This window comes from Edaphobacter sp. 4G125 (assembly GCF_014274685.1).
Lineage (GTDB): Bacteria > Acidobacteriota > Terriglobia > Terriglobales > Acidobacteriaceae > Edaphobacter.
In genome coordinates, this window is record NZ_CP060393.1 from 3,185,053 (window position 1) to 3,209,035 (window position 23,983).

The 23,983-nt window shown below is 56.9% G+C and carries 21 protein-coding genes and 1 tRNA gene; 5 read left to right on the forward strand and 17 right to left on the reverse strand.

Annotation, left to right across the window (positions count from 1 at the left end; translation table 11 throughout):
• Window positions 1–37 precede the first annotated feature (37 nt).
• The 6 genes from H7846_RS13215 to H7846_RS13240 form a co-directional block, all read right to left on the reverse strand.
• The gene (locus H7846_RS13215) at window positions 38–316 is read right to left on the reverse strand and encodes a hypothetical protein (protein ID WP_186692665.1); all 279 of its coding nucleotides are present in this window, start codon (window positions 314–316) and stop codon (window positions 38–40) included.
• 102 nt (window positions 317–418) lie between these two features.
• Window positions 419–1,174: a nickel pincer cofactor biosynthesis protein LarB gene (gene larB / locus H7846_RS13220; protein ID WP_186692666.1), complete on the reverse strand. Its 756-nt coding sequence runs from the start codon at window positions 1,172–1,174 to the stop codon at window positions 419–421.
• A gap of 7 nt (window positions 1,175–1,181) precedes the next feature.
• Window positions 1,182–2,426 carry a nickel pincer cofactor biosynthesis protein LarC gene (larC, locus tag H7846_RS13225; protein ID WP_186692667.1) on the reverse strand — a complete coding sequence of 415 codons (1,245 nt, stop codon included), beginning with the start codon at window positions 2,424–2,426 and terminating at the stop codon, window positions 1,182–1,184.
• 4 nt (window positions 2,427–2,430) lie between these two features.
• Window positions 2,431–3,270 carry an ATP-dependent sacrificial sulfur transferase LarE gene (gene larE / locus H7846_RS13230; RefSeq protein ID WP_186692668.1) on the reverse strand — a complete coding sequence of 280 codons (840 nt, stop codon included), beginning with the start codon at window positions 3,268–3,270 and terminating at the stop codon, window positions 2,431–2,433.
• A 49-nt stretch (window positions 3,271–3,319) separates the two neighbouring features.
• Window positions 3,320–4,327 carry a 3-dehydro-L-gulonate 2-dehydrogenase gene (gene yiaK / locus H7846_RS13235; protein ID WP_186692670.1) on the reverse strand — a complete coding sequence of 336 codons (1,008 nt, stop codon included), beginning with the start codon at window positions 4,325–4,327 and terminating at the stop codon, window positions 3,320–3,322.
• Window positions 4,328–4,582: 255 nt separating this feature from the next.
• The gene (locus H7846_RS13240; protein ID WP_186692672.1) at window positions 4,583–5,338 is read right to left on the reverse strand and encodes a hypothetical protein; all 756 of its coding nucleotides are present in this window, start codon (window positions 5,336–5,338) and stop codon (window positions 4,583–4,585) included.
• A gap of 123 nt (window positions 5,339–5,461) precedes the next feature.
• On the opposite strand from H7846_RS13240, the gene H7846_RS13245 reads away from it, so the two are divergent.
• Window positions 5,462–6,541, forward strand: a complete 1,080-nt coding sequence (locus H7846_RS13245) for a Gfo/Idh/MocA family protein (RefSeq protein WP_186692673.1) — start codon at window positions 5,462–5,464, stop codon at window positions 6,539–6,541.
• Between the two features lie 165 nt (window positions 6,542–6,706).
• Here H7846_RS13245 and H7846_RS13250 read toward each other — a convergent pair whose 3' ends face one another.
• Window positions 6,707–7,468: a glucose 1-dehydrogenase gene (locus tag H7846_RS13250; RefSeq protein ID WP_304487880.1), complete on the reverse strand. Its 762-nt coding sequence runs from the start codon at window positions 7,466–7,468 to the stop codon at window positions 6,707–6,709.
• 307 nt (window positions 7,469–7,775) lie between these two features.
• On the opposite strand from H7846_RS13250, the gene kduI reads away from it, so the two are divergent.
• The 4 genes from kduI (at window position 7,776) to H7846_RS13270 (ending at window position 10,681) form a co-directional block, all read left to right on the forward strand.
• Window positions 7,776–8,606 (forward strand): 5-dehydro-4-deoxy-D-glucuronate isomerase, encoded by an 831-nt coding sequence (gene kduI / locus H7846_RS13255; protein WP_186692675.1) that lies wholly within the window; start codon window positions 7,776–7,778, stop codon window positions 8,604–8,606.
• Window positions 8,607–9,710, forward strand: a complete 1,104-nt coding sequence (locus tag H7846_RS13260) for a sugar kinase (RefSeq protein ID WP_186692677.1) — start codon at window positions 8,607–8,609, stop codon at window positions 9,708–9,710.
• 79 nt (window positions 9,711–9,789) lie between these two features.
• Window positions 9,790–10,446 carry a bifunctional 4-hydroxy-2-oxoglutarate aldolase/2-dehydro-3-deoxy-phosphogluconate aldolase gene (eda, locus tag H7846_RS13265; RefSeq protein ID WP_186692679.1) on the forward strand — a complete coding sequence of 219 codons (657 nt, stop codon included), beginning with the start codon at window positions 9,790–9,792 and terminating at the stop codon, window positions 10,444–10,446.
• Between the two features lie 158 nt (window positions 10,447–10,604).
• Window positions 10,605–10,681: transfer RNA gene (locus H7846_RS13270), tRNA-Arg, on the forward strand.
• A gap of 154 nt (window positions 10,682–10,835) precedes the next feature.
• On the opposite strand, the gene mqnE is transcribed toward H7846_RS13270, so the two are convergent.
• The 10 genes from mqnE to H7846_RS13320 form a co-directional block, all read right to left on the reverse strand.
• Window positions 10,836–12,026 carry an aminofutalosine synthase MqnE gene (gene mqnE, locus H7846_RS13275; protein WP_186692680.1) on the reverse strand — a complete coding sequence of 397 codons (1,191 nt, stop codon included), beginning with the start codon at window positions 12,024–12,026 and terminating at the stop codon, window positions 10,836–10,838.
• Between the two features lie 27 nt (window positions 12,027–12,053).
• Window positions 12,054–14,084: a WD40/YVTN/BNR-like repeat-containing protein gene (locus H7846_RS13280; protein WP_186692682.1), complete on the reverse strand. Its 2,031-nt coding sequence runs from the start codon at window positions 14,082–14,084 to the stop codon at window positions 12,054–12,056.
• A 113-nt stretch (window positions 14,085–14,197) separates the two neighbouring features.
• A complete protein-coding gene (locus H7846_RS13285; protein WP_186692684.1) occupies window positions 14,198–15,823 on the reverse strand; it encodes an OmpA family protein in 1,626 nt (541 codons plus the stop codon).
• A 217-nt stretch (window positions 15,824–16,040) separates the two neighbouring features.
• Entirely contained in the window at window positions 16,041–16,658 is a 618-nt protein-coding gene (locus tag H7846_RS13290) for an NADH-quinone oxidoreductase subunit B (RefSeq protein ID WP_186692686.1), read from the reverse strand.
• A gap of 79 nt (window positions 16,659–16,737) precedes the next feature.
• Window positions 16,738–19,359, reverse strand: coding sequence for a [protein-PII] uridylyltransferase (glnD, locus tag H7846_RS13295; protein ID WP_186692688.1), 2,622 nt, complete (start codon window positions 19,357–19,359; stop codon window positions 16,738–16,740).
• A 73-nt stretch (window positions 19,360–19,432) separates the two neighbouring features.
• On the reverse strand, window positions 19,433–19,771 hold the full coding sequence (locus tag H7846_RS13300) for a P-II family nitrogen regulator (RefSeq protein WP_186692690.1): 339 nt from the start codon (window positions 19,769–19,771) through the stop codon (window positions 19,433–19,435).
• Between the two features lie 34 nt (window positions 19,772–19,805).
• Entirely contained in the window at window positions 19,806–21,254 is a 1,449-nt protein-coding gene (locus tag H7846_RS13305) for an ammonium transporter (protein WP_186692692.1), read from the reverse strand.
• Between the two features lie 240 nt (window positions 21,255–21,494).
• The gene (locus H7846_RS13310; RefSeq protein ID WP_255460632.1) at window positions 21,495–21,803 is read right to left on the reverse strand and encodes a hypothetical protein; all 309 of its coding nucleotides are present in this window, start codon (window positions 21,801–21,803) and stop codon (window positions 21,495–21,497) included.
• Window positions 21,784–22,689 carry an alpha/beta hydrolase gene (locus H7846_RS13315; RefSeq protein ID WP_186692693.1) on the reverse strand — a complete coding sequence of 302 codons (906 nt, stop codon included), beginning with the start codon at window positions 22,687–22,689 and terminating at the stop codon, window positions 21,784–21,786. Before H7846_RS13315 ends, H7846_RS13310 begins: the two co-directional genes overlap by 20 nt.
• A gap of 13 nt (window positions 22,690–22,702) precedes the next feature.
• Window positions 22,703–23,953, reverse strand: a complete 1,251-nt coding sequence (locus H7846_RS13320; RefSeq protein WP_255460633.1) for a YncE family protein — start codon at window positions 23,951–23,953, stop codon at window positions 22,703–22,705.
• Window positions 23,954–23,983 lie beyond the last annotated feature (30 nt).

The window sequence follows — 23,983 nt, forward strand, 5'->3', positions numbered from 1 at the left end:
CGACACTACTTTATCGCAGATACGACTATTGATGCAGTTATTTTGCAGCCGGAGGAGCTGCAGGAACTTCCGCAGGTGGCGGAGGGGTGGTATAGAGCACAACCTTCTCCACGATGTCGAGACCGGCGCGGCGTAAAAGCTGATGAATCATCGCTTCGTTCAGACGCGTAGCGTCGTATTCGACGCGAACGGTCTTTTCGCGTTCGTCAAGCGTAATGGCACGGACGCCGTATACTTCGCGGACCCTGGCGATGGCCAGCATGCTTGCCTCCGTCGGCGGTACGCCGTAACGGTACAGAACATCAAGCTGTGTCATGTCTTCCATGATACCAGCGGGGGGATGGAGTGAGGAAAGGCTAACCGCAGATCCTTCGACTCGCTCCTCTCGCTCAGGATGACACTTCAAAGAGAGGGGCTGCTAGCGGGCGGAAGCGCGGGCGATGAGAGTGGCGGTGTAGGCGGCTCCGAAGCCGTTGTCGATATTGACGACGGTGACGTTCGGCGAGCAGGAGTTGAGCATGCCGAGAAGCGCGGCGGCCCCTTGAAAGGAGGCTCCGTAACCGACCGAGGTGGGAACAGCGATGACGGGGACGCCGACTAATCCTCCGACAACAGAGGGGAGAGCACCTTCCATGCCGGCGCAGACGATGACGGCGTGCGCTGTGTTGAGCTGTTCGCGGACAGCAAGCAAACGATGGATGCCTGCGACTCCAACATCGTAGAGGCGAGTGACACGGATGTTGAAGAGCTCGGCGGTAACGGCAGCTTCTTCAGCAATAGGAAGATCGCTGGTTCCAGCGCAGACGACAGCAATGTGGCCTTGCGCGTCTTTCGGAGCAGACTGACGCAGAGTGAGTGCTCGCGCCTGCGGATGATGCACCGCGGTAGGCATAGCATCGAGGACAGTTCTGGCTGTGGGCGCGTCAACGCGAGTGGCGAGGACATCGGATCCGGCTGCAGCCATGCGGGTAAAGATTTCGGCTGTCTGCGCAGGTGTTTTTCCAGCAGCGTAGATGACCTCGGGAAGGCCAGAGCGCAAGGCACGATGATGATCGATACGGGCGTGGCCCAGATCTTCAAAAGGGAGATGAGTGAGGCGGTCGGCGGCTTCTTGCGGGCTAAGGCTGCCGCGTTCGATGGAGGCGAGGAGTTCGAGGAGGGTGGTTTTGTCCATCGCGCCCCTATCTTCCCTGACTCGCGTGATACGCAGCGATGGCTGCCTGCTGTACCTGTTTGACGGGAACACTATGCGCCGCGGCGGCGGTACGGCAGTCCTCGAACTCGGGCGCGGCGTTGAAGATTTCACCATCGCGCGAGCCAATCTTGATACGAATCTCGCCGTAAGGAGTGTTCACCGTTACGTAGCTGCGATCGAGACAAGCGCGGCGTTCGTGATGAATCCGGACGCCGAGCGTGCTGGTCTCGCGCAGCAGGAGGTCTTCGAGGGCACGGACTTGTGCGTCGTCGGCGAGGATGGTGATGAGAGTGCCGAGGCGTCCCTTCTTCATCTGTACTGCGGTGGACATGACATCGAGAGCGCCGAGGGCAAAGGCCCGCTCGGTAACGTGCGCGAGGATCTGAGGCGAGATGTCGTCAAGCGCGGTTTCGAGCACGGCGACTGCGGAGTGCGTGGCTTCTCCTGACTCTCCGATGGTGAGACGCAGAACATTGGGGAAGCCTTTGGGATTACGCGAGCCTGCGCCGTAGCCGATCTTTTCGGCACGCATAGCGGGCTGAGTGCCAAAGGTGGGTGCGAGGGTGCGGATGAGAGCGGCTCCTGTAGGAGTGACCAACTCCTGCTCGATGTGCGCGGAGTAGGTGGGGATACCGCGCAGCAAGTCGGCGGTCGCGGGTGCAGGGACGGGGAAGCGTCCGTGGGCGCAATCGACCATGCCGCCGCCGACATTGAGAGGAGAGGCGTGCCACGCATCGACGCCGAGCGCATGGATTCCTGCGCTGACGGCGACGATATCGACGATGGCATCGACGGCGCCGACCTCGTGGAAGTGAATATTTTCGATATCGACGTTGTGGATCTTCGCTTCGCTGGTGCCGAGAAGCTCGAAGGCCTGTATCGCTGTTCGCTTGATGGGATCGGCGAGCTTCGCGGATTCGATGAGATTGCGGATCACCGTGAGGGAGCGGCCATGCGAGTGCGTGTGCTGCTTACTCTCGTCGTGATGATGATCGTGAGAGTGGTTGTGTGTGTGGCTTGTTGCTTCGGTGGGCTTGCCGTTCTCAAGGACATGGATGTGCGTTGCGGAGATTCCGCTGCGGTCGACCTTGCTGAGAGAGAGCGATGCACCGAGATTGAGCGCCTGCACGGCATCGTGAAAGACTTCGGCGGGAACACCGGCGTCGATCATGGCTCCGAGAAACATATCGCCGCTGATGCCGGAGAAGCAATTAAGATAGGCAATCCGCATGGAGCTATTGTTTCACGGTCGCGGGAGTGATGGCGGCAGCCGGAAGGACGTCGTTCATGGAGCCTGAGCGATAGCCTTGCGTGTCGAGTGTGACGTAGAGGAATCCAGCTGGTCGAAGCGCTGCGGTGATGTTGTCGAGCATCTTGAGATCGAGTGCGCGCGGAAGCTCAGAGCGCGAGATCTCGATGCGAGCGAGATTGCCATGATGCCGCACGCGCACCTGGCGGAATCCGAGTGCGTGCAGAGCTTCTTCGGCCTGTTCAACCTGAGCGAGGGCCTCGCGTGTTACCGGGCGACCATACTCGATGCGTGAGGAGAGGCAGGCGGAGGCGGGTTTGTCCCACAGCTCAAGGCCGGATTCACGTGCAAGCTGGCGAATCTCGACTTTGGTGAGCTCTGCTGTGACGAGAGGAGCAAGCGCGTGATGAGCGAGTGCAGCCTGCTGGCCGGGGCGGAAGTCGCCACGGTCGTCGAGATTCATCCCGTATGCAAGATGCTGGAAGCCGCGTGCAGCTCGCTCGGCTTCCATGCGGGTGAAGAGCTCGTCTTTGCAGTGAAAGCAGCGTTGCGAGTCGTTGCGCTGGTAGTCGGGGTTCTCAAGCTCGGACGTAGGCAGGATGTGCGTTGGGATGCCGTGGCGCGTAGTGAACTCGAGAGCCGCGGCCAGCTCTGCGCGGGGCAACGAGGCAGAGTCGGCGATGACCGCCAACATGCGATTGCCGAGCGCTTGATAAGCTGCCCAGGCAAGAAACGCGGAGTCAGTTCCTCCAGAGTAGGCGATCATCACGCTGCCTAAGTCTTTGAGGATTTCCGTAAGCCGAGCGCGTTTTGCCGCGAGTTCCATACTCTCTGTGTAGATGCTAGCGAAGTTGGATGCGATTAGCGAGTAGCCCTTAGATCGCGCTGATTCGCTGCCAGATCTCGGGATCGACCGGAACTCCAAGCCGCAGATTCTCTTCCCGGAGATGGAGGGTCTGCTCGCCGGGATAACGCACGGGGCGGCTGGGATCTACGGGTGTTGCCTGATGAAGGTGCTCGAGGATTCCGTCGGCGATGTGATTCAGTTCACCGGTAGCAGCGAGGTTTGCGGGATCGATGGTGATGAAGATCTGCGACTGTCCGGTTTCGAGAGTTGGCTCCATCGGAAGTTGATAGGTCGCGAGTCCGCCGGAGAGCATGGCGGCGATCATGTCGAGGACGAGCGAGAGGCCTGAGCCCTTCCAATAGCCAATCGGAAGCGCACGCTGCGAGGCTTCGATGGCAGAGGCATCGGTTGTGAGATGGCCTTCGTTATCGAATCCACCGGGAACGGGCAAAGGCTCGTTTCGCTTTGCGTAGGAAGAAAGTGCTCCGTAGGAGAACTGGCTCATCGCCATGTCGATGATGACGTGTTGTCCGTTTGGGCGTGGGACAGCGATCACCAGAGGATTGTTGCCAAGGGTGGGCGTTTTCGCTCCCCAGGCTGGGAGATTGGCTAGCGTGTTGGACCAGCAGAGGGCGAAGAGACCTTCGTCGGCAGCCTGCCAGCCAAAGGCTCCACCACGCATCCAGTGATTGGTATTGGCGAGCGCTACGGCACCGATGCCGTTTTTTCGTGCGAGTTCCATGGTGTGCTGCATGGCCAGATAGGCATTCACATTTCCTACTCCGCGATTGCCGTTCCAGCGCTCGATGGCTCCAAACACTGCGGTGCGAGTAGGCCTGGCTTTGACATCGACACTGCCGTTGGCCACCATGGCCTCGAAGCGAGGCAGCCGGTTCAGGCCGTGGGTGTAGACGCCGTCGCGGGTCGTCTCCGCGAAGAGGCGCGCAGAGAGCTGAGCCGACTCTGGAGGGAGGCCGAGATGCAGCATGGTCTTTTCAAGGACGGCGTAGAGATCGGCAAAGGAAACGCGGAGCATAGGAGCAGTGTAAGGGGTGTTGGCTACTAAGGTGCTGTACGGCAAAGGCTAAATGCGGGGATTTCTCCACTGCGCTTCCGCCTACGGCGCCAGCTTCGGTCGAAATGACACGGATGGGGGAACCGCAGATCCTTCCCATTCGACTCGTTGCACTCGCTCAGGGCAGGCTCTCCGCTGCTACGCAGCTTCGCTCAGGATGACACCTTATTGGGTAAATCAGCTCTTTGTAATCTCGCTATTCACGGTAAATACGGTCTATCGAACCAGAGCCGGCAGCTTGTCGCTCATTCCGAAGAGGAAGATACTGCCCAGAACAAAGCTATAGACCGCAGTGAGAGAGGTCACGAACGTCTGCAGCCAGGGGCGTTGTTTGCTGGAGGCGAAGATACCGGAGGCTGAGGCGGTCATCAGGGTATTCATGACTAGCAGGCCGGAGATGAAGCAGAGCAGTCCGAGAAAGCCTCGGCTGGTTCCCCCCAGATTGGCTGCAAGCAGGAACAGAAGGAGCTGCGAGGGGGTTTCGGCACCCAGGCCGTGGATGATGCCGACGACAAAGACCGAGCTGCGGTCGTACCGGAAGCGAAAGGGATCGGGTTGAGGGAGGTCGGGATTGATAAAACTACGGAGCTTCCACCTCGTATAACGCGCGCCGGAGATGAGAAGTGCGATCCGGCTGGCGGGAAGCACGTGCTGGTGCTCTCCTGACTTGCGGGTGGAGAAGGTGAAGAAGACATAGAGCGCCAGAACGATGAGGGTTGCACCGACGAGACGCTCGCCGATGGCGTCGAGATGCGCTGGAAGCCCCATGTGAAGGAAGATGACGGCGGCTCCCAGGATAGCGACAGTCAGGGCGTGACCGAGAGCGTATAACAGCCCAAGCCGCATGCCCTCGCGCCAGTTGCGCTGCACGCTCGTGATATCTGTGATCGCAGCCAGATGATCGTAATCGAAACCGTGGCGGAGCCCGAGCAAAGCACAGGACAGCAGAGCGAGTTCAAGCGCGGAAGACATCTCTCTGGTAGGGTACGGGGTGCGGCAACAGGGCTGCAAACGAATTGTTTTTCAATGAATAGAGGTTTTGTTTATTTTTTATAGGTAGAATTTTTATTGATTTAGCAAAAGAGGTTTACGGCAATGGATTTGGAGAAGATCATCCGGGAGGCAGCGCCACCGCGTCCCCGTTCCCCTCGGCCCATCCTTATGATCGGTTCCGGTGGAATCGTTCGGGATGCGCACCTGCCTGCTTATGCGAAGGCAGGATTTCCTGTAGCCGCGCTGGTCGATGTGGATGCAAGCAAGGCGGAAGCTCTGGCCAAGGAGTTCGGAATCGCTCGCGGGTTTTCTTCGATCACGGAGGCTATCCGGTTCGCGCCGAAGGATTCCATCTTCGATATTGCGACGCCGGCGAAGGTGCTGCCCTCCATTCTGGAACAGCTGCCGGACGGAGCTGCGGTGCTGATGCAGAAGCCCATGGGGGATACGCTTGCCGAAGCTACGGAGATTCTGCACATCTGCCGCAGAAAAGGACTGACAGCCGCAGTGAACTTTCAGCTTCGCTGGTCACCCAATATGCTTGCCGCACGCGCCATCACCACCTCTGGCGCTCTGGGCGAGCTGCATGACATGGAAGTAAAAGTCAGTGTTCACATGCCATGGGAGCTGTGGAGTTTTTTGAGCGCTGCGCCACGGCTGGAGATTCTGTATCACTCGATTCATTACGTCGATCTGGTCCGGAGCTGGCTGGGAAATCCTCGAAGAGTGTATGCAAAGACGGTGAAGAGCCCCCGCACACCGAAGCTTGCAGCGACAAAAAGCGTGATCATTCTTGATTATGCGGACGATAAGCGAGCCTTTGTCGCAACCAACCATAGCCACGACTTCGCGCCGGAGATGCAGCGCAGCTTTGTGCAGTGGGAAGGAATGACAGGAGCCATGCGCGCGCAGATGGGAGTCAACCTGAACTATCCAGCAGGACTGCCAGACAATCTCCAGTATGTATTGCGCGATGGAGCAGGCTGGGAGCAGGCCACAGTGAGCGGCAACTGGTTTCCAGACGCTTTTATGGGATCGATGGGTTCTTTGCAGACGTACGTACAGGGTGAAGCCGATTCCCTGCCCACCAGCGTGGAGGATGCAATCGACACGATGCGAACGGTTGAGGCCGCTTATCTTTCGAGCGAGCGCGGAGGCGAGGAGCTGCCGGGGATTGCATAGCGCGTCCCTTGCGGAAGAAATACAGGGATTCTTCGCCCTCGCGATGCTCTGCCAGAATGATGTGAAGAATCAACCGCAGATCCTTCGACTACGTTTGTTACGCTAATGCGCACCAAACTCCGCTCAGGATGACATCTTCAGAAAAACGTCTTAAGACGGATCAGATCAGCGTCCCATCCAGCCGCCGTCAACGGTGAGCACGGTTCCAGTGACGTAGTTGCTCGCAGCACAGCTCAGGTAGAGGGCAGCTCCTGCGATATCGACCGGCTCGCCCCAGCGGCCAGCGGGAATACGTTCAAGAATCTGGCGATTGCGGGTCTCGTCGTTTTGAAGTGGCTCGGTATTGGTCGTGGTGATATAGCCGGGGGCGATGGCGTTCACCTGAATATTCCTGGCGGCCCACTCGTTGGCAAGGGCCTTGGTGAGCTGGGCCACTCCGCCTTTGCTGGCGGCATAGGCGGGGACGCGGATGCCTCCCTGGAAGCTGAGCAACGAGGCGATGTTTACGATCTTGCCGGGAGCGTTGCGCGCGATCATATCGCGTCCGGCAAGCTGCGAAAGTTGAAAGACGCTGGTCAGGTTAACCTGCAGAACGGTCTGCCAGTCTTCCAAGGGGTATTCGGTGGCATTGTGGCGGATGATCGTTCCCGCATTGTTGATGAGAATGTCGATCTTGCCCAGCTTGTCTTTCACTTCGGCAAAGAGCTTTTCGGCGCCTTCGGGGCTGGACAGGTCGGCCTGGAAAGCGACTGCCTTCGCGCCGATCGCCTGGGCAGTTTCTGTCGCCGGGCGACGGTTTCCATGGACTGCGACGGTTGCTCCTGCCTGCGCGAGGGCATCGGCAATGGAGGCTCCAATACCAGTAGCCGCACCGGTGACGAGGGCGACTTTGTTCTCCAGACGGAAGAGATCGAGGATGTTCTGCATGGTTCTGTCAACTTTAACGAGGGTTATGGTGCTGGAGCAAATCCGGATGGCAGAAAACACTGCGCAAGTACGAAAACATCGTGCATTTCCTGGCAATCGATTGACTGCGCTGAATTTGGTTTCGTATCGTTAGAGGGGTTGGCAGGCAGCCTGGATCGCAAGCGCGAGAACGGCTTGCATCGTTGTGCTTGCGATTCCATTAGGTCATATGGCTTATCGATAACGCGGGTGGGGGCGATATGCTTAAACTTCGTTCCCGTTGAGCGTGCCTTGCTTTCCGAGGCCGCAAAAATAGAGGAGAGATGCGATGAGGCTGTACCAGATGGCGGATCCAGTCCGTTACGGACTGATGAACACGGACGAGCTGCGCGAGACGTTTCTCCTGGAAGATCTATTTGAGCCCAATGAAATCGATCTTGCCTATGTGGACCTTGACCGGACGGTGATCGGCTCGGCTGTACCAGCGGATACCCCGCTGACTCTGGAGACGCAGCCGGAGTTGCGGGCGGGCTATTTTCTGGAGCGGCGCGAACTTGGCGTATTGAACATCGGTGGATCGGGTTCCGTTACGGTGGATGGAAAAACCTTCGAGATGGATAAGCTGGATTGCCTCTACATCGGTCGCGGATCGCGAGATGTCACGTTCAAAAGCAACGATTCGGGCACGCCATCTGAGTTTTACCTGCTGAGCTATCCGGCGCATGCTGAGTATCCGACCAAGATGGTGAAGTTTGCCGATATGAAGCCGGTCGAACTCGGATCGTTCGAGACATGCAACAAACGCAAGATCTATAAGGCCATCTATAAGGACGGCATTAAGAGCTGCCAGCTTGTGATGGGATTCACGATGCTGGAGCCAGGAAGCAACTGGAACACGATGCCTCCTCACACCCATATGCGACGCAGCGAAGTTTATTTCTACTTCGACGTAGACCCGGCGCATCGCGTGTTTCACCTGATGGGACCGCCGGATGCGACGAGCCACCTGGTGATGAAAGATAAAGATGTTGTTGTTTCGCCTGGCTGGTCAATCCATGCCGGCGTCGGCACGAAGAACTACACCTTCTGCTGGGGTATGGGCGGAGAGAACCAGGTGTATGACGACATGGATGCAGTAGCAATTACGGAGCTTCTATAAATGAGTACAAGTCTGAAAGTCAGAAAAAAAGAAGAGTGTAAGTGGGATCTGGTTAGCCTGGGCGAAGTGATGCTTCGTCTTGATCCGGGCGACGTTCGGGTCGCGACGACGCGACAGTTTCAGGTGTGGGAGGGCGGTGGCGAATATAACGTCGCTCGTGGCCTTCGTCGCTGTTTTGGCCTGAAGACGGCCATCGTGACCGCGCTTGCCGATAACCCTGTCGGCCGCCTGGTCGAAGACCTGATGAATCAGGGTGGTGTGGATCAGAGCCACGTGCAGTGGGTGAAGTACGACGGCGTAGGTCGCACGGTACGCAACGGATTGAACTTTACGGAGCGCGGTTTTGGCGTGCGCGCTGCGCTGGGTTGCAGCGACCGCGGAAATACTGCCGTCTCGCAGCTCAAGCCCGGACAGATCGATTGGGACGAGATCTTCGGCAAGGAAGGCGCTCGCTGGTTCCACACGGGCGGTATCTTCTGCGCGTTGAGCGAGACGACTCCTGAGGTCTGCAAGGAGGCCCTGGTGGCCGCCCGCAAGCATGGCGTGATCACCAGCTACGACCTGAACTACCGCGACTCCCTCTGGAAGTCGATCGGCGGCAAAGCCAAGGCCACTGAGGTCAATCGCGACATCGCTCAGTATGTCGACGTGATGATCGGCAACGAAGAGGACTTCACCGCTGCTCTCGGCTTCGAGATTGAAGGCGTTGGCGATGATCTTGGCGAGTTGGATTCAGCCAACTTCCGCAAGATGATCGAGAAGGCTGTTGCGGCGTATCCGAACTTCAAAGCGGTCGCGACCACTCTGCGTCATGCAAAGACGGCAAGTGTCAATGATTGGGGCGCGGTCTGCTATTACGAGGGCAAGTTCCACGAGGCTCGTCCGATGCCTGATCTGGAGATCTTCGATCGTGTTGGCGGCGGTGACTCGTTTGCTTCAGGCCTGATCTACGGCTTCCTAAACGAGAAGGGCGCTGACTGGGCTGTAAACTGCGGCTGCGCTCATGGCGCTCTGGCTATGACCACCCCCGGCGACACCACGATGGCGACCTTCGACGAGGTGCAGCGTGTGATGAAGGGTGGCGGCGCTCGCGTTCAGCGATAGTTGGCAGTTTTTTTAAACACAGGCCCGGCTGATGAATACTCAGTCGGGCCTCAAGACTTCAGAGAAAGTGAGATTCAACATGAGTAAAGCCGCTGTATTGGCTTCCTTGAAGAAGATTGGACTGGTTCCGGTGCTGCGCGCCGAGTCAGTCGAGAAGGCGCTGGCGCTGGCTGAGGCAATTGCTGCCGGTGGCGTAACGGTACTCGAAATCACGATGACAGTCCCTGGAGCCATCCAGGTGATGCGCAAGCTGGCGGAGCAACGGCCGGACATTCTGATCGGCGCAGGAACGGTGCTTGATCCGGAGACGGCGCGGGCCTGCATTCTGGAAGGCGCGAAGTTTGTCGTCAGCCCGGCGCTTAACGTGAAGACGATCGAGATGTGCCACCGCTATTCCATCGCTGCCCTACCCGGCGCCCTGACTCCCACCGAGGTGGTTACGGCGTGGGAAGCAGGCGCAGACGTGGTCAAGATCTTCCCTGCCAGCGCGCTGGGTGGAGCGAAGTATCTCGGTGCACTAAAAGCTCCGCTGCCGCAGGTGGAGATGATCCCGACCGGAGGTGTCTCTCTGGCGACAGCGAACGACTTCCTGCAGGCTGGAGCATTCGCCCTGGGAGTAGGCGCCGATCTGGTTAACACAAAGGCGATGGCAGAAGGCAAGCCCGAGATCGTCACAGAGAGTGCGAAGAAGTATCTCGCCATCGTGAAGGAATTCCAGGCAAAGGCTTCTGCATAAGCGGGGATTCTGATCTGTTGCCCGCCCAAAGAGAGCTCCGAAAAAGGAGCTCTCTTCTATTTTGGCAACCATTCGCGAGATTCTCACGATAGAACTCTCCGAGAGTTGCTCTAGCACGCAAAATTCGGTATCTTAAGAAGGTTGCACTAAAGCAATGTGCGCCCGTAGCTCAGCTGGATAGAGCAACTGGCTACGAACCAGTAGGTCGGGTGTTCGAATCACTCCGGGCGCACCATATCTTCAAAATTCCCCTTATTAAATTTCCTTTTTATCGCCCTTCCGAAATTCTCATTTCGATATAGTGCCGCAATAAAAATGCGCTCTCAATGAGCGCATTTTCCGTTCCAGTTATGGAAATAAACCGATTGCAGATACAAGTTCTGTTGAGCTTACACGGCGATCGTAAAAGTATCTTCCGTTCTGGTTACGGCGCGGTACATTGTGTCGCGCTCAAATGGCTCTCGCCCTGCTTCGGTGATAAGACGAACAAGATCTTTTCGTCTAAGTCCTTGAGGAGTCGTTGCGCCTGCATCGTGATAAATCTTCTCTTCAATCACCGTGCCGTCGATATCATCAGCTCCAAATCGCAGCGAGATCTGCGCCATCTTGGGCGAAACCATCTGCCAGTAGCTCTTGATGTGAGAGAAGTTATCGAGCATCAGGCGGCTTACAGCGATCTGCTTGATATCCAACATGCCGGTGGTTCGTGGAATGTGCGCCAAGGCTGTGTTGTCGGGATGGAAGGCCAGCGGGATAAATGTCTGGAAGCCACCCGTGTCGTCTTGAACTTCACGCAACCGCAAAAGGTGGTCGACCCGGTCTTCATCATTTTCAACATGTCCATAGAGCATGGTGGCATTGGACCGTAGACCGAGCTTATGGGCGGTCCTGGCCGTTTCGAGCCACTCGGAACCATCGATCTTGTGGTCGCAGATGATATGACGGATGCGATCTGCAAAGATCTCGGCACCGCCTCCGGGGAGTGAGTCCACGCCAGCTGCCTTCATGCGCTCGAGCGTCTCAGGAATAGTCATCTTGCCTCGTTTGGCGAGGAAAGCAACTTCGACCATCGTGAACGCCTTGATATGGACCTTTGGGAAACGTTCCTTCAACCCCCGAACCAGATCCATGAAGTACTCAAAGGGAAGATCCGGATGCAGGCCACCGACGATATGGAACTCTGTTACAGCCTCTGTATAGCCGTGTCCAGCAGTCTCCCACGCCTCTTCCAACGCCATCGTATAGGTTCCAGCATCGCCCTTCTTTCGGCCAAATGCACAGAGCCTGCAGGAGGCTACGCAGACGTTGGTGGGATTGATATGCCGGTTGACGTTAAAGTAGGCCACGTTGCCGTGCAGCTTTTCTCGAACAACGTTTGCCAGCCAACCCACCGCGAGGATATCGCCGCTGCGATAGAGACGGACGCCATCTTCGAAGCTCAGCCGTTCGCCGGCCAATACTTTTTCTGCGATCGGTTCGAGAGCTCGATCCTCTGTCTGAAAGGAATGGCGTGGCCGTATCGGCCACGCCTGAGAGTTCTTCGAAGCGGTTTCTGCGGTCCCGGTCGCGTTTAAGCTCATGGGACTATTCTAATCCTTCGCTCCCGATCAATTTCCACCCTTTGCGACATCGTCAGAGTTCACCATTTGTGGCTGAATGACCACACCATCAAACAGGGTCGCAGCCACAAGGTGATCGCCCATGGGGCGCAACAGGCGAAGGTTCCATCCTGTATTCCAGTAGGTCACCTTCTTGTCGGGCAGGTGGGCAGAAAACGCGATGGTGGTCGAGCTGTTGGCTGTAATCAGCACTCTCTGATCTTTCTCGTCATAGAAGATGCTGTTCACGTCCCGCACAAAGAGATTGTGGACGACGTGCCAACTGGCTCCCTTATCTTCTGAGTGATAGATTCCTTCGCGTCCTCCGATCCAGAGGCCGCCAAAGCCATCAACCGCAACGGCTGTAATCTGGGTCAGCTCCGAGGGAGCAGTAACCGGGTTCCACGTATGTCCATCATCAACCGAGAGGAGTGCCTTGGAGAGTGAGGCGGCCAGGATGGTCGATTTCGAGGATGCAATCGAATACCAGACGTGTCCCTGTGGATCAGTGACGATGTTCCAGGTCAGGCCGTTGTCCATGCTCTTGAGAAGCCCGTCGGCGGTCGCAGCAAATGTCTGGGCTCCGTCGCGGGTAAAACCAAAGACTGATCCATCGAAGAGCTTTACAGGCACTGGAGCTTTTTTAGGCGGTGCAACTTTCACAACGACCTTACGTCCGTTACGGATCACCGTTTTTGTAACGGGTGGAGGTGGAGGAGGCTCAGGAAGAGCCAGGGAAACTTTATCGACTTTGCTCCATACTTCGCCATTCAGGCGGTAGATTCCGTGTCGGGTTCCGGCGAGCAAAGTTCCATCCGAAGCTTGTCCGAGGCTCAGGACATCATGGGCCTCGAGTCCGCCGTTCTTCTGGGCCCAGGTCAGGCCACCATCCTTGCTGAAGAACACCCCACCCCACGCCTTGTCATTGACGAGGCCGACGTAGATGGTTCCAGGCTGCCGGAAGTCTTCTACATAGGAAGTAATCTGCCGGGAAGTAAACCCATTGTTGGTCGGCCTGAAACTTGCACCGCCATCGTTTGAGACAAGAACACCGCCACGATCCGTCGCCAGAAGCATGCGGTTTGTGTTCTTCGGATCGATGAAGACGTCATTTACGATCAACTCCGGACCTGTCGTGCGAATCCAGGTCTTTCCAGAATCTGAGGTACGGTACAGACCTTCCGTCGTACCGGCGAAGACGATGTTCTGATGCTGTGGGTCCTGCATCAGGACGCGGGTCCTGCGGGCCGTTGAGGGGATTCCCTGGATCTTCTGGAATCGGGCACCGGCAGTTTCGCTCTTGTAGATTCCGGAGCACGCGCTGGCATAGACCACATTGGGATCTTTGGGATCGATAATGATGGAGAACACGTCAGAGTCATCGATCACGCCTTCCTTAATGTTCGACCAGTGCGCCCCATCGTCCATCGTCTTCCAGGGAAGATGCCAGGTTCCGGCATAGATGATCTTTGGATCACGAGGATCGATCGCGATGGACTCGACTTCGTGGATCTCGATGCTTCCCTCCGGGCTGATGAGCTTCCAGTGATCTCCACCGTCGGTGCTCTTGTAGACGCCTTTGAGGGTTCCGGCTACAAGCGTCTTCGGATCGGAGGGGGCACTGACGAGAGCACGGACAGACTGACCTTTCATCTCCGCGTCAACGTTCCACGTCACACCACCGTCATTGCTGACATATAGACCTCCGTCGGTGCTGCTCAGCACCCACGCGCCTACGACGATGTGCTTAGGATTGGAGGAATCGATGATGATGTCATCCAGAACGAGGTCATCCCGCTTTCCTACAAGAGCGAGACGCTTCCAATCGGCACCGCCGTTTCGTGATTCATAGATCCAACCGTTGACCGAACCAAGGTAGAGATGCTGCGAGTCCTGGGGATCGGCAGCAAAGGAACGGGCATCTCCGCCATTGGGCCCAAAGGAGAGCCAGTCGTGAGAGGCAGCTTTTGACGGGACGGAAAAGCCGATCAGAGTCAGAAAGAGAGCAAGAAAGGGTATTTGTCTATATGGGCGTCGCATAGGTCCTATGAGCGTTTAACCGAGGCTCAGCCTTAATGTTAGCGAACAATGCAACAAAAAAGGCTGACCGGGTTGATTCCCGGTCAGCCTTGATTGCTTAGCGATTGATTTGATTACTTCTTCTTGTGGTGAACCGCTGCACGGCGGGTCCGCGGAACAGCCTTGACGCTCTCGCTGACTGGCGTGAGGCCCGTCTCGTCGAGTGTTGCGCCCGTCGGGATCAAGGTCGAGGTAACGGTCTTGCCATCCTGCGGTCCGGTGTAGACCGAGATACGGCTCGAGTCGATGCCCTTCTCCTTCACAAGGTAGTCCTTCGTGTTGACAGCGCGGGAAGCAGCAGCCTTATCAGCGCCCTTCTCGTTGCTGGCGGAGTGACCAACCACAGCGAGCTTCGCATCCGAGGAGCGCTGCAGGTTGAGAGCCACTTCGTCAAGGCAGGCCTTCGCTTCATTGTCGACGCGGGTCGGACGACGCTTGTCACGCTCGAAGTTGATCGAGCAGAGAGCCGAGGTCGTGGGAGCCGGAGGAGCCGGAGGAGCGTTGACCGTCACAGTCGCAGTGCAGGAAGCCGACTGGCCCTTGTCATCCACCACGTTTGCCGTCACCGTAATCGTTCCGGGGGCTGCACCAGTGGTGTTCAGAGTTGCGGTGGAAGTGTTTCCAGTAACCGATCCAGCCGTGGAACTATAGCTGTAGGTCAGAGGACGGTTCTGTGGGCTGACACCCTGAGCCGTGATCGTCGAGGAGTCGCCAGGAGCCACAGTCGACGGGTTCGCCGAGCAGGTGACCGTCGGCGGCTGGAACTGCTGGATCGTGAACGGGGCCGAGCAGTCTGCCATCTCGCCAGGCTTGTTGCCTTCGGAGACATGGCCCTTGACGTTGTAGCTGCCAGGAGCAAGGTTCGTAGTCGTCACGTTGGCGGTGTTCTCCGTGCCGGAAACAGTGCCACCGTCGGTCGTCCAGTTGTAGGTCGCCGTTTTCTTCGGGTTCAGATTAGCAGCGGTTCCCGTTACGGTGATCGGGTCACCCGGATAGGCCGTTGCAGGCGAAGCCGAGCAGCTAAAGGTAACCGGAGGAGGAGGAATGATGTGACCGAAATGCGTCACGATACCCGTGCTTAGATCCACGCCGCTGAGGTTGGCGCGTCCGCCGGTCGGACCGCTGGGCGGAGGATTGTAGGGGCCAAAGTTGGCATGAACGTAGCGGTAGTCAGCCTCAAAGAGACGGAACGAGAAGCGGTTATTCCAGAACGGAAGATCGTAATCCATTCCGCCGCCAGCCGTAAGGGTCGGTCCCCAGGTCCAGGGGTTGTGATACTGGAATGAACGATAGGAGTTGGGACCTACCAGCTTTGCTCCGCCGGCCAAGCCGTGAGCAAAGAGAGTGAAGTTCTGCATGGGCGCGCGGAAGATCGGACCCGCCGAAGCGCTGTACAGACCATCATTCTTTCCATCGGGATGGGCAACGAAGTTGACCTCTCCGCCGAAGTACTTATTAAAGTAGTATGCGCCGCTGCCAATGGCTCCCAGATCGATGGAGCTGTAATTGACTCCCAATGGCTTCAACTGGCCGTGGGCTCCAAAATAGGAGTATCCCGTGAAGAGGTCAAAACGGGAGGGGTTCGGCCCCGCAGGGGCGGCTGTGCTGGGAGTCTGCGCACCCAGACTCGCGACTCCAAGGCTGACTGCACATGCAGCCAGTACGAACCGGCCAAAACTACGTAAAGGGCTATAAACCATTAGACTTCCTCCGCTCAAAATTCCTTCCAGATTTTCAGGAGCTTTTTCAGCTCGATGTTTGTTGGCTATGTTGCTTCGATTCAGTAAAGCTTACCGCAGTTGCTAACCGTACCGGTAAAAAATACTCTCCGGAAACTATATTTTCAATGGTTTACCCATTGTGCACTGGGTAACTCTCCAGGGAGAATCTTCCCAGTTATTATGGTGGCGTGCAATATCAGGCAAGATTGAGTGTCTTTTTCACAGTTCCGCGTTCGTGCTGTATCTTCTCTTGTAACAATGTGATAGCGTACAACAGCTGCTCCGGGCGAGGCGGGCAGCCTGGCACGTAGATATCCACAGGAATCACCTGGTTGACCCCCTGAAGCAGGGCGTAATTGTTGAATACCCCGCCTGAGGTGGCACAGGCTCCCATCGAAATGACCCACTTCGGTTCCGGCATCTGCTCATAAAGGCGTCGGATCACCGGTGCCATCTTTTGCGAGACGCGGCCGGCGATGATCATCAAGTCGCTTTGGCGAGGAGATGGCCGAAAGACTTCTGCCCCAAACCGGGCGATATCGTATCGCGAACCACCCATCGACATCATTTCGATCGCGCAGCAGGCCAGACCAAAGGTCATCGGCCAAACCGAGTTCTTTCGTACCCAGTTGATGGCAGCATCCAGTGACGCCAGAACGATTCCCTCTGGCTGGTCGTATCCCCAGTTGACCTCCTTCAGTTTTTCCTGGTTCTTGGCAAAACTGTCGAGACTGCCAAAGAGATACCGGTCTCCCTTTTGGGGAACTTCAGTGGGGCGCCCGCTACTCGTATTTTCTGCCGATCCTGTACTCATACATAAATAATAAAGCTCTTACAGAGCTCCGGCGCGATCATTCTTCCTTCGGGAGAAAGAACTCTTTCCTTTTGTCCTTTTATCGCGCATTTTCTTCCATCGCTTGGAGCAGAGTTGCCCGGAGGGCTTGCTGCTGTCCTTCGTCCAGCTTGCTTCCCTGATAAGTCAGGTAAAACACATCGATTGCAGTTTCTCCCTCGGTGTCCACCAGGGCCACTTCAATGTTGCAGCCGCGGGCTGCGATGGTGAGACTGAGTGCGCGGAGAAGGCCCGGCAGGTCCTGGGCGATCACCTCAAGCAATGTGCTATGAGAGGAGCCTTCGTTATTGAACTCCACTCGCGATTCAACAACCACCTTCGGCTTTTTTCGAGACCGTCTACGACCGCTAAGCAGCTTCTCCACCGGAACAGTTCCAGTCATTACGTCGTAGATGCTTCGCACAAATCTTTCATGCTCAGAGGTATTCATCTCCAGCGTTCTGAAGCTGTCCGTAAACCGAAAGCTGTCAACGACGATTCCCTGCTGGTTCGAGAACGCATCTGCCGTCACGATATTCATTCCCCAGGCAGCAAGGGCACCGGTCATGTTGGCAAAGAGGAGCTCCCGATCCGGCGTGACGACCGTGAGCTCGCTGGTGGTGGGGCTGTACCGAAAGTCCAACTGGACGCGATCTTTCTGCAGTCTCTCTGCCATATGAAAATGCGTGCGGGTCTGCTCGGGTGAACGCGTGAGCACATAGCGTTCGGGAAAGCCTTCGAGAAACTGTGCCACCTCTGCCCGCTGATCTGGAACGAGAGCGGATACACGCGCGACAAGCTCCTTGGCTTCCTGGGCGACGACACGCTCATCATCGACGCTGCGGTCCAGGTAGTTTGCCGTAGCGATATAAAGTCGCCAGAGGTTCTCCGCCTTCCACGGAGTGAGCGCATCGGGATGCACGGCCTGAATATCCGCATAGGTGAATAACGCCAGCATACGAAGACGTTCTGGCGTGTGGACCCTGGCCGCGAATGCCCGTACCGTCTCCATGTCGAAGATGTCGCGCCTCAAAGCGAGGGACATCTCAAGATGCCCTTCAATCACATTCAGAACCAGCTCGCTCTCGTAGGAGTCCAGCTCGAGGCGGGCTAACAGGCCGCGGGCCATGTGTGCACTCTCCTCGGCGTGGCTGCCGGTATCGCGCCCTTTGCCGGTGTCATGGAGCAGGGCCACCAGATACAGCAGGCCGGGATGAGGAAGTTCGCGCAGGACCGATCCAAAACGGAACTCCCATTCTGTGGATGATCCTCGCTCCAGCTTCGAAACGGGAGGGGCTGCTTCAAGTTTGTGCAGGGTATCGATGAGCACAAAGGTATGCTCATCCACGGTGTAGCGGTGATAGGCATCGCGGACAACGAGCGCATCGATTCCATGAAACTCCGGAACCAGAAGTTCCAGAATTCCCATTGCATGCATGATGCGAAGAGCGTCTCCTGCATATTGCCCAAGCAGAATTTTCTGGAGCGCATTCCATAGCGCCGGACCTTCTTCGAGGTTAGTGGAAAGCGGGGCTAACGCATGAGAAAGTCTCTCCTCCGTCTCTCTCTCCAGTGCGTATCCGGTATGCGCCATCACGACAAAGAGAGCAAAAACGACCTCAGGATCGTGCTCCGGAACCTGTCCCGGACGCTGCGGTTGATCCAGGATGATCTGTCCGCGCTCGACTCTGAGTCCGGGAGCAATGTGTTCGACTTTCTCTCGCTTCAGGCCAAATTTTTTCGGTGGCTTTGTTGGAAATAAGTCCTCCACGCGGCGTTTGAGGGTTCTTTCGATGCGGCGCGCATAACGGAAATAAAGGCGCATCCAATACGCTGCATCCACTGGCTGACTATCATGGTTACCGAGCCCGATCGCGGCTTCAGCGGCGGCATCCTGCGCCTGCCAATCCAAGGTGTTGTCATCGCGCTCATGGCGATAGTGAAGAAAGCATCGTACCAGGCGCAAAAACTCGATGGCCTGCTGAAACTCTGTGTGCTGACTGGAAGATGCAGGGTCGTGAGAAGGATCGAGCAGATTCAGCCAGCCAACGACGTGAACATCACGAAGCCCACCGGGACAATCCTTAATGTTGGGTTCGAGATGAAACAACGTGCTGCCATATTTGGCATGGCGCTGGCGCGTCAGCTCCAGCAGGCGGCTGATGATCTCTCGTCGGTCACGCGACAACAGCTTTGGAATCGTCTCGCTGTGAAGCCGTGAGTAAAGCTGGCTGTCTCCGCAGAGCAACCGATGATCCATCAGTGCAAGGGTGAACTCCGTATTGTCCTCGGAGAGCCGCTCACACTCGTTCAGCTTACGGATCGTCTGGGAGACTCGGATTCCGCAATCCCACATCTCCTGTCCGATATGCCGGATCGACTCTTTGACCTCCTTCTCATTCGCCTTTGCATCAAGAAGGAAAAGAAGATCGACATCAGAATAGGGAAATAGTTCCTTCCGGCCATAACCGCCAATGGCCAGCAGGGCTACACCGCTGGCAAGCAGCGCACTGCAATCTGCTGCCTGCTGCCAGAGTCCGAGCACCAACTCGTCGACTGCGGCGGTTCGCGCAGCGAGGACGGTCGACCCCGAGGATCCCGCCATGAACGAGCCCCGGATCTCGAGCATCTTGCGCTGATATGCGCTACGCCCTTCATCGCCTGTGGACTCGTTTGCCTGCATTTCCTCTCCAAGTCTTCAGGACCTGTTGGCCCGACGTCCGCTCACGCTTAACGGTTGCCCGCACAGACACTACTTAGAGCGCGATCTCGCCGCGCTCATCATTTCGGATTCGGATCGCCTCATCGATCTTCGAGATGAAGATCTTTCCGTCACCGATTGTTCCCGTCCGCGCCGCCGCGATAATTGCATTCACGGCGCGATCGACCATCTCGTCGGTGACCACGATTTCGAGTTTGACCTTAGGCAGCAGGTCCACCGAGTACTCTCGTCCGCGATAGACCTCGGTATGTCCCTTCTGTCGGCCGTGTCCGCGAGCCTCAAAAATCGTCATGCCATCGACGCCAATCTCCACCAGCGCATCTTTGACGGAATCCAGCTTGGATGGCTGAATCACTGCTTCAATCTTCTGCATATCCGTGTCTTCCTCTCAGGCCCATGCCCTGTTTTTAGTGTGCCCAATCGTAACCTTCTTCGCCGTGTTGCGACAGGTCTAGACCATCGCGCTCGTCATCTTCGTTAACACGAAGCCCCATCAACCGATCGACGGCGAACAGAATCACGAGCGTACCAATGATCGAAATCGTCCATGCGATCGCCACACCGGCGATCTGGTTGAACAACTGGCGCCAGTTCCCTTCGAGCAGGCCTGTGGCCTTGCCTGCACCGAGAATGGGATTGATCGAGCTGTTGGCAAAGATGCCTGTCAGGATGGCTCCCAAGGTTCCACCTGCGCCATGAACGCCGAAGGCATCGAGCGAGTCGTCGTAACCGAACCACACCTTGACCTTCACGACCATCAAGTAGCAGAAGACACCCGCAAACAGACCAATCCACAGCCCCGAGATCGGAGTCACAAAGCCTGCTGCCGGGGTAATAGCTACCAGCCCAGCTACAGCGCCCGAGATTGCACCAAGGGCCGAGGCTTTACCCTGTCGTATCCACTCCGCCGCGATCCAGCCCACGGCTGCCGCTGCCGCTGCAAAATGAGTGGCGACGAAGGCCGAGGTCGCCAGTGTGCCTGCTGAGAGAGCCGACCCTGCATTGAAGCCGAACCAGCCCACCCACAATAAGCACGCGCCGATAAAGCTCAGCACCACTGAGTGTGGGGGCATTGGCTCTTTCGGATACCCAACTCTCTTTCCCAGGTAGATCGCGGTCACCAAGGCAGAGACACCGGACGTAACGTGCACCACCGTTCCGCCAGCAAAATCGAGACAGGGGATTCTTCCTCCCAATGCGGCGTTGAGCAGACCACCCTTCCCCCAAACCATGTGAGCCATCGGGCTATAGATGAACAGGGTCCAAAAAAACATGAAGACCAGCATCGAAGAGAACTTCATTCTCTCTGCAAATGCTCCGGTAATCAGAGCAGGTGTGATGATGGCGAACATCAACTGATAGACCATGAAGGTCTGCGCTGGAATCGTCGGCGCATACTTCAGATCGGGAGCAAGTCCAACACCATGCAGAAATATATGGTGAAAGCCTCCGATAAACGCATTCCCTTCTCCGAAGGCCAGAGAGTAGCTCAGCAACGCCCACAACACTGTCACCATCGCCATCATGGCGAAGGTCTGCATCATCGTTCCCAGCACGTTCTTCTTCCGAACCAGACCGCCGTAGAACAGAGCCAGGCCCGGTCCACTCATCATCAGGACGAATGCCGCTGAAACCAGCATCCACGCGTTGTCTCCCGAGGTTTGTGCTGTCGCAATTGCCGTTGTATTTTCCGCTGTCTGCTTCTCAACACGATCAAGCCGGTCAGTCTGAGATAAGGTTGTGGGAGCAGCAACTCCTGGAGTCTGTGCCATAACAGTCTGGCCGGCCAGCATGGGCCCACCCACCCCTATGGCCAGTAAGAGGGCTAAAGACACCTTCACTACGGCAACGCGCATGGATCACCTGTTCAGATAAAGTTTTGGGAATTCGGAAGAAGAGACATGCAGGCAGAATCGTTCAAAGAACGGAAACTGCGGTCATGGCCTCGCTGCGGCGGGGGAGCGGAGGCAGAACACTGTTCTTATGCTTTTAATCTACACAAGCAGAAGCGCATCACAAAGCAGGAAATCGCCTCCTGCTGAAATTTATCCGCTGGATCGCAGGATGGGAGCATCCACACACAGTAGATATCTTGCTCACCCCTTTGCCAGCAACGCTTCTACAATCGCAGACCACTCGTAGTCGAGATCGCCCTGGGCAGTTCGACGCCCTGCACGCCGGTACCAGTAGGCGGCATTTCCAGAATCTCCTTCTTTGCGATGCAGGTATGCGTGCACCCAGGAGCCATTGGGATCTTCAATCTCCTGCGCGACTTCGTGAGCGCGATCCCAGTTCCCTTGCGCACCCCACCAAAGCGCTAGCAGGGCTCCGCTTAGTTCCTGCTCTCGTGCCGCCTTGAATTCATCCAGCGTCATGGCATTCCCTTCATTGCGCAGGAGCCGCATAGCCGCGTTCGCGCATCCATTTGATCAGCAGATCGGGCCATACGCTTAGCTGTGGGTTGGCAGCAGCTAAACCCGCTCCATGGGCACCATGCTGGAAGATGTGCATCTCCGCCGGTACACCAGCCCGCACCAACGCCTCGTAGAACATCACGCTGTTGGCGATAGGAACCGTTTTGTCATCTGTTGTCGAAAAGAGGAACGTCGGCGGCGTTTGCGGCGTTACCTGTTCTTCCGCGGAGAGCGCCATGACAAGCGCAGGATCCGGATTTTCTCCGAGCAAATTTCGCTTCGATCCAAGGTGCACGGCCGGACTGGTCATTGTGATGACCGGATAGGACAGAATGAGGAAGTCGGGCCTGCAACTCTTCCGTTCAACAGGATCATTCGCGTCTGCATCCCCTGCATCGAATCGAGTGCCAGCGGTCGCAGTGAGATGTCCCCCGGCAGAAAAACCCCACATCCCAAGATGGTCTTCGGCAATGCCGTATTCGGCGGCGTGTGCGCGTACAAGGCGTACGGCTCGTTGCGCATCTCCCAGCTCCACGGGATGGTGATATCGCGGCCCCAGCCGATACCGCAGGACAAACGCTGCCACGCCATGGTCATTCAGCCATCGGGCGATAGCGAATCCTTCCTTCTCTATGGCCAGATGTGCATACCCACCACCAGGAACAACCACGACCCCTGTCTTCGTTGCATTGGGCCCTGAAGGCAGAAATACAGTCAGTTCTGGTTTGTCGGCATCTTCATTCCCCAAAGCTCCGGGAGCTCCCGTCGGCCAAAGAAGGACCTCTTTTCCGGGATTCGGGTTGGCTGCGGGCGTCTGTGCCCAGGCTCCGCTTGAGATCACTACGAATACCGCAAAGCAGGCTTTGGCGAAATGCACGGATTCAGCTCCTTTATGGGTTGGCTCGTATTGCTTTTACAGCGATGGCATTGGGCGACGAACCCGCAGGCAGGATGGTAAACAAAGCAGCTCCCTGTTTTCCCTGGGTCCGTATTACGGATACGTCGCCAGAATGAGCATCTGCGGCGAGGAGCAGGTGCTCGTCCGCAGTGAAGGCGAGAGCATCAGGAGCAGAACCGGTATGGACCGTAGTGACCAGCTGCCCATCGTCGATGCTGTAGATGCTAATGAGGTCAGAGCCGAAGTTCGCCACCCAGAGTGTCGAGTTGTCGTGAGTGATGATTCCATGAACAGGTTTGGTGCCGATCATGTAGGTTCCGAGGACCTGGTTATTCCAGGTGTCGATCTCGGAGATGGAATCGGAACCGAAGTTAGAGGCAAAGATCTCGCCGCCATCGGGTTTCATGGCAAGGTGAACGGGAGCGTCCCCCACAACAAGCATGGTGAGGAGGTGGTCCGATGTTGCGGTAGGATCTTGCCGGGCAGGCCAGGAGCCGGGCGCGGCAGCCAATGCGACAACCATCACCTGACGTCCACCCGAACAAGCAATAAATGCCTTGGAGGAATCAGGAAGGATCGCAATATCGGTGGCGCCGGGGCAACCGGAAAACGTAGAACGGAACTTCAGAGGGGGTCCGGACTGTGGGCTTTCAGGGGCTTCCTTTAAAGGAACGTTTGGACTGGCATAAGAGGCAGCATCGTAGATCGAGACACTGCCTGAGCCCCGGTTGGAGACAACAACCGAACGCATATCGGGGGAAACACGGGCGAGCCCAGGCTGTTCACCCGTACCCACAACAGCGATTTCGCGACGGCGGTCCAGGTCGATCACACTGATGGAGTTCGATCCAGCGTTCGCAACATACGCTCGTCCACCCGCAGCGTCGACGCTGATGAAATAGGGCTGGCGGTGCACTCCAATCGTCGAGACAACGGTGTTCGTTGCAGCATCGATGACGGTTACGGTTCCAGAGCGGGTATTAACGGCATAAACCTCATTCCGCTTTGGATTTGCAGCGATTCCTGTAGGATTTTCGCCCACCCGAAGTGTGCGGTCTGAGCGGAGATTGACCAGGTCCAGAACGCTGACGGTATTCGAATTTCCGTTCGTGACATAAGCAAACTCACGGTAGCCTGCCGGGACGTCGGGGAAACCGCTCCGACGGCAGCCAATAGGCATCCAGAGGACGAGGGGGAGTAGAGCGAGTAGAGTTGCTCGCGGTTGATTTCGGCGTGTGGACACTAAAGCGAGTCTATCGGTCAGAATTGCGCG

What these genes read in the sequence shown, in the direction of transcription:
- H7846_RS13245 (WP_186692673.1), top strand. Translation starts at nt 5,462, where the DNA reads ATGGATTTGGAGAAGATCATCCGGGAGGCAGCGCCACCGCGTCCCCGT.
- H7846_RS13290 (WP_186692686.1), bottom strand. Translation starts at nt 16,658, where the DNA reads ATGAGTACAGGATCGGCAGAAAATACGAGTAGCGGGCGCCCCACTGAA.
- H7846_RS13310 (WP_255460632.1), bottom strand. Translation starts at nt 21,803, where the DNA reads ATGCGGCTCCTGCGCAATGAAGGGAATGCCATGACGCTGGATGAATTC.
- H7846_RS13305 (WP_186692692.1), bottom strand. Translation starts at nt 21,254, where the DNA reads ATGCGCGTTGCCGTAGTGAAGGTGTCTTTAGCCCTCTTACTGGCCATA.
- yiaK (WP_186692670.1), bottom strand. Translation starts at nt 4,327, where the DNA reads ATGCTCCGCGTTTCCTTTGCCGATCTCTACGCCGTCCTTGAAAAGACC.
- larE (WP_186692668.1), bottom strand. Translation starts at nt 3,270, where the DNA reads ATGGAACTCGCGGCAAAACGCGCTCGGCTTACGGAAATCCTCAAAGAC.
- larB (WP_186692666.1), bottom strand. Translation starts at nt 1,174, where the DNA reads ATGGACAAAACCACCCTCCTCGAACTCCTCGCCTCCATCGAACGCGGC.
- H7846_RS13215 (WP_186692665.1), bottom strand. Translation starts at nt 316, where the DNA reads ATGACACAGCTTGATGTTCTGTACCGTTACGGCGTACCGCCGACGGAG.
- kduI (WP_186692675.1), top strand. Translation starts at nt 7,776, where the DNA reads ATGAGGCTGTACCAGATGGCGGATCCAGTCCGTTACGGACTGATGAAC.
- eda (WP_186692679.1), top strand. Translation starts at nt 9,790, where the DNA reads ATGAGTAAAGCCGCTGTATTGGCTTCCTTGAAGAAGATTGGACTGGTT.
- H7846_RS13285 (WP_186692684.1), bottom strand. Translation starts at nt 15,823, where the DNA reads ATGGTTTATAGCCCTTTACGTAGTTTTGGCCGGTTCGTACTGGCTGCA.
- H7846_RS13250 (WP_304487880.1), bottom strand. Translation starts at nt 7,468, where the DNA reads ATGCAGAACATCCTCGATCTCTTCCGTCTGGAGAACAAAGTCGCCCTC.
- mqnE (WP_186692680.1), bottom strand. Translation starts at nt 12,026, where the DNA reads ATGAGCTTAAACGCGACCGGGACCGCAGAAACCGCTTCGAAGAACTCT.
- H7846_RS13240 (WP_186692672.1), bottom strand. Translation starts at nt 5,338, where the DNA reads ATGTCTTCCGCGCTTGAACTCGCTCTGCTGTCCTGTGCTTTGCTCGGG.
- H7846_RS13280 (WP_186692682.1), bottom strand. Translation starts at nt 14,084, where the DNA reads ATGCGACGCCCATATAGACAAATACCCTTTCTTGCTCTCTTTCTGACT.
- H7846_RS13300 (WP_186692690.1), bottom strand. Translation starts at nt 19,771, where the DNA reads ATGCAGAAGATTGAAGCAGTGATTCAGCCATCCAAGCTGGATTCCGTC.
- glnD (WP_186692688.1), bottom strand. Translation starts at nt 19,359, where the DNA reads ATGCAGGCAAACGAGTCCACAGGCGATGAAGGGCGTAGCGCATATCAG.
- larC (WP_186692667.1), bottom strand. Translation starts at nt 2,426, where the DNA reads ATGCGGATTGCCTATCTTAATTGCTTCTCCGGCATCAGCGGCGATATG.
- H7846_RS13260 (WP_186692677.1), top strand. Translation starts at nt 8,607, where the DNA reads ATGAGTACAAGTCTGAAAGTCAGAAAAAAAGAAGAGTGTAAGTGGGAT.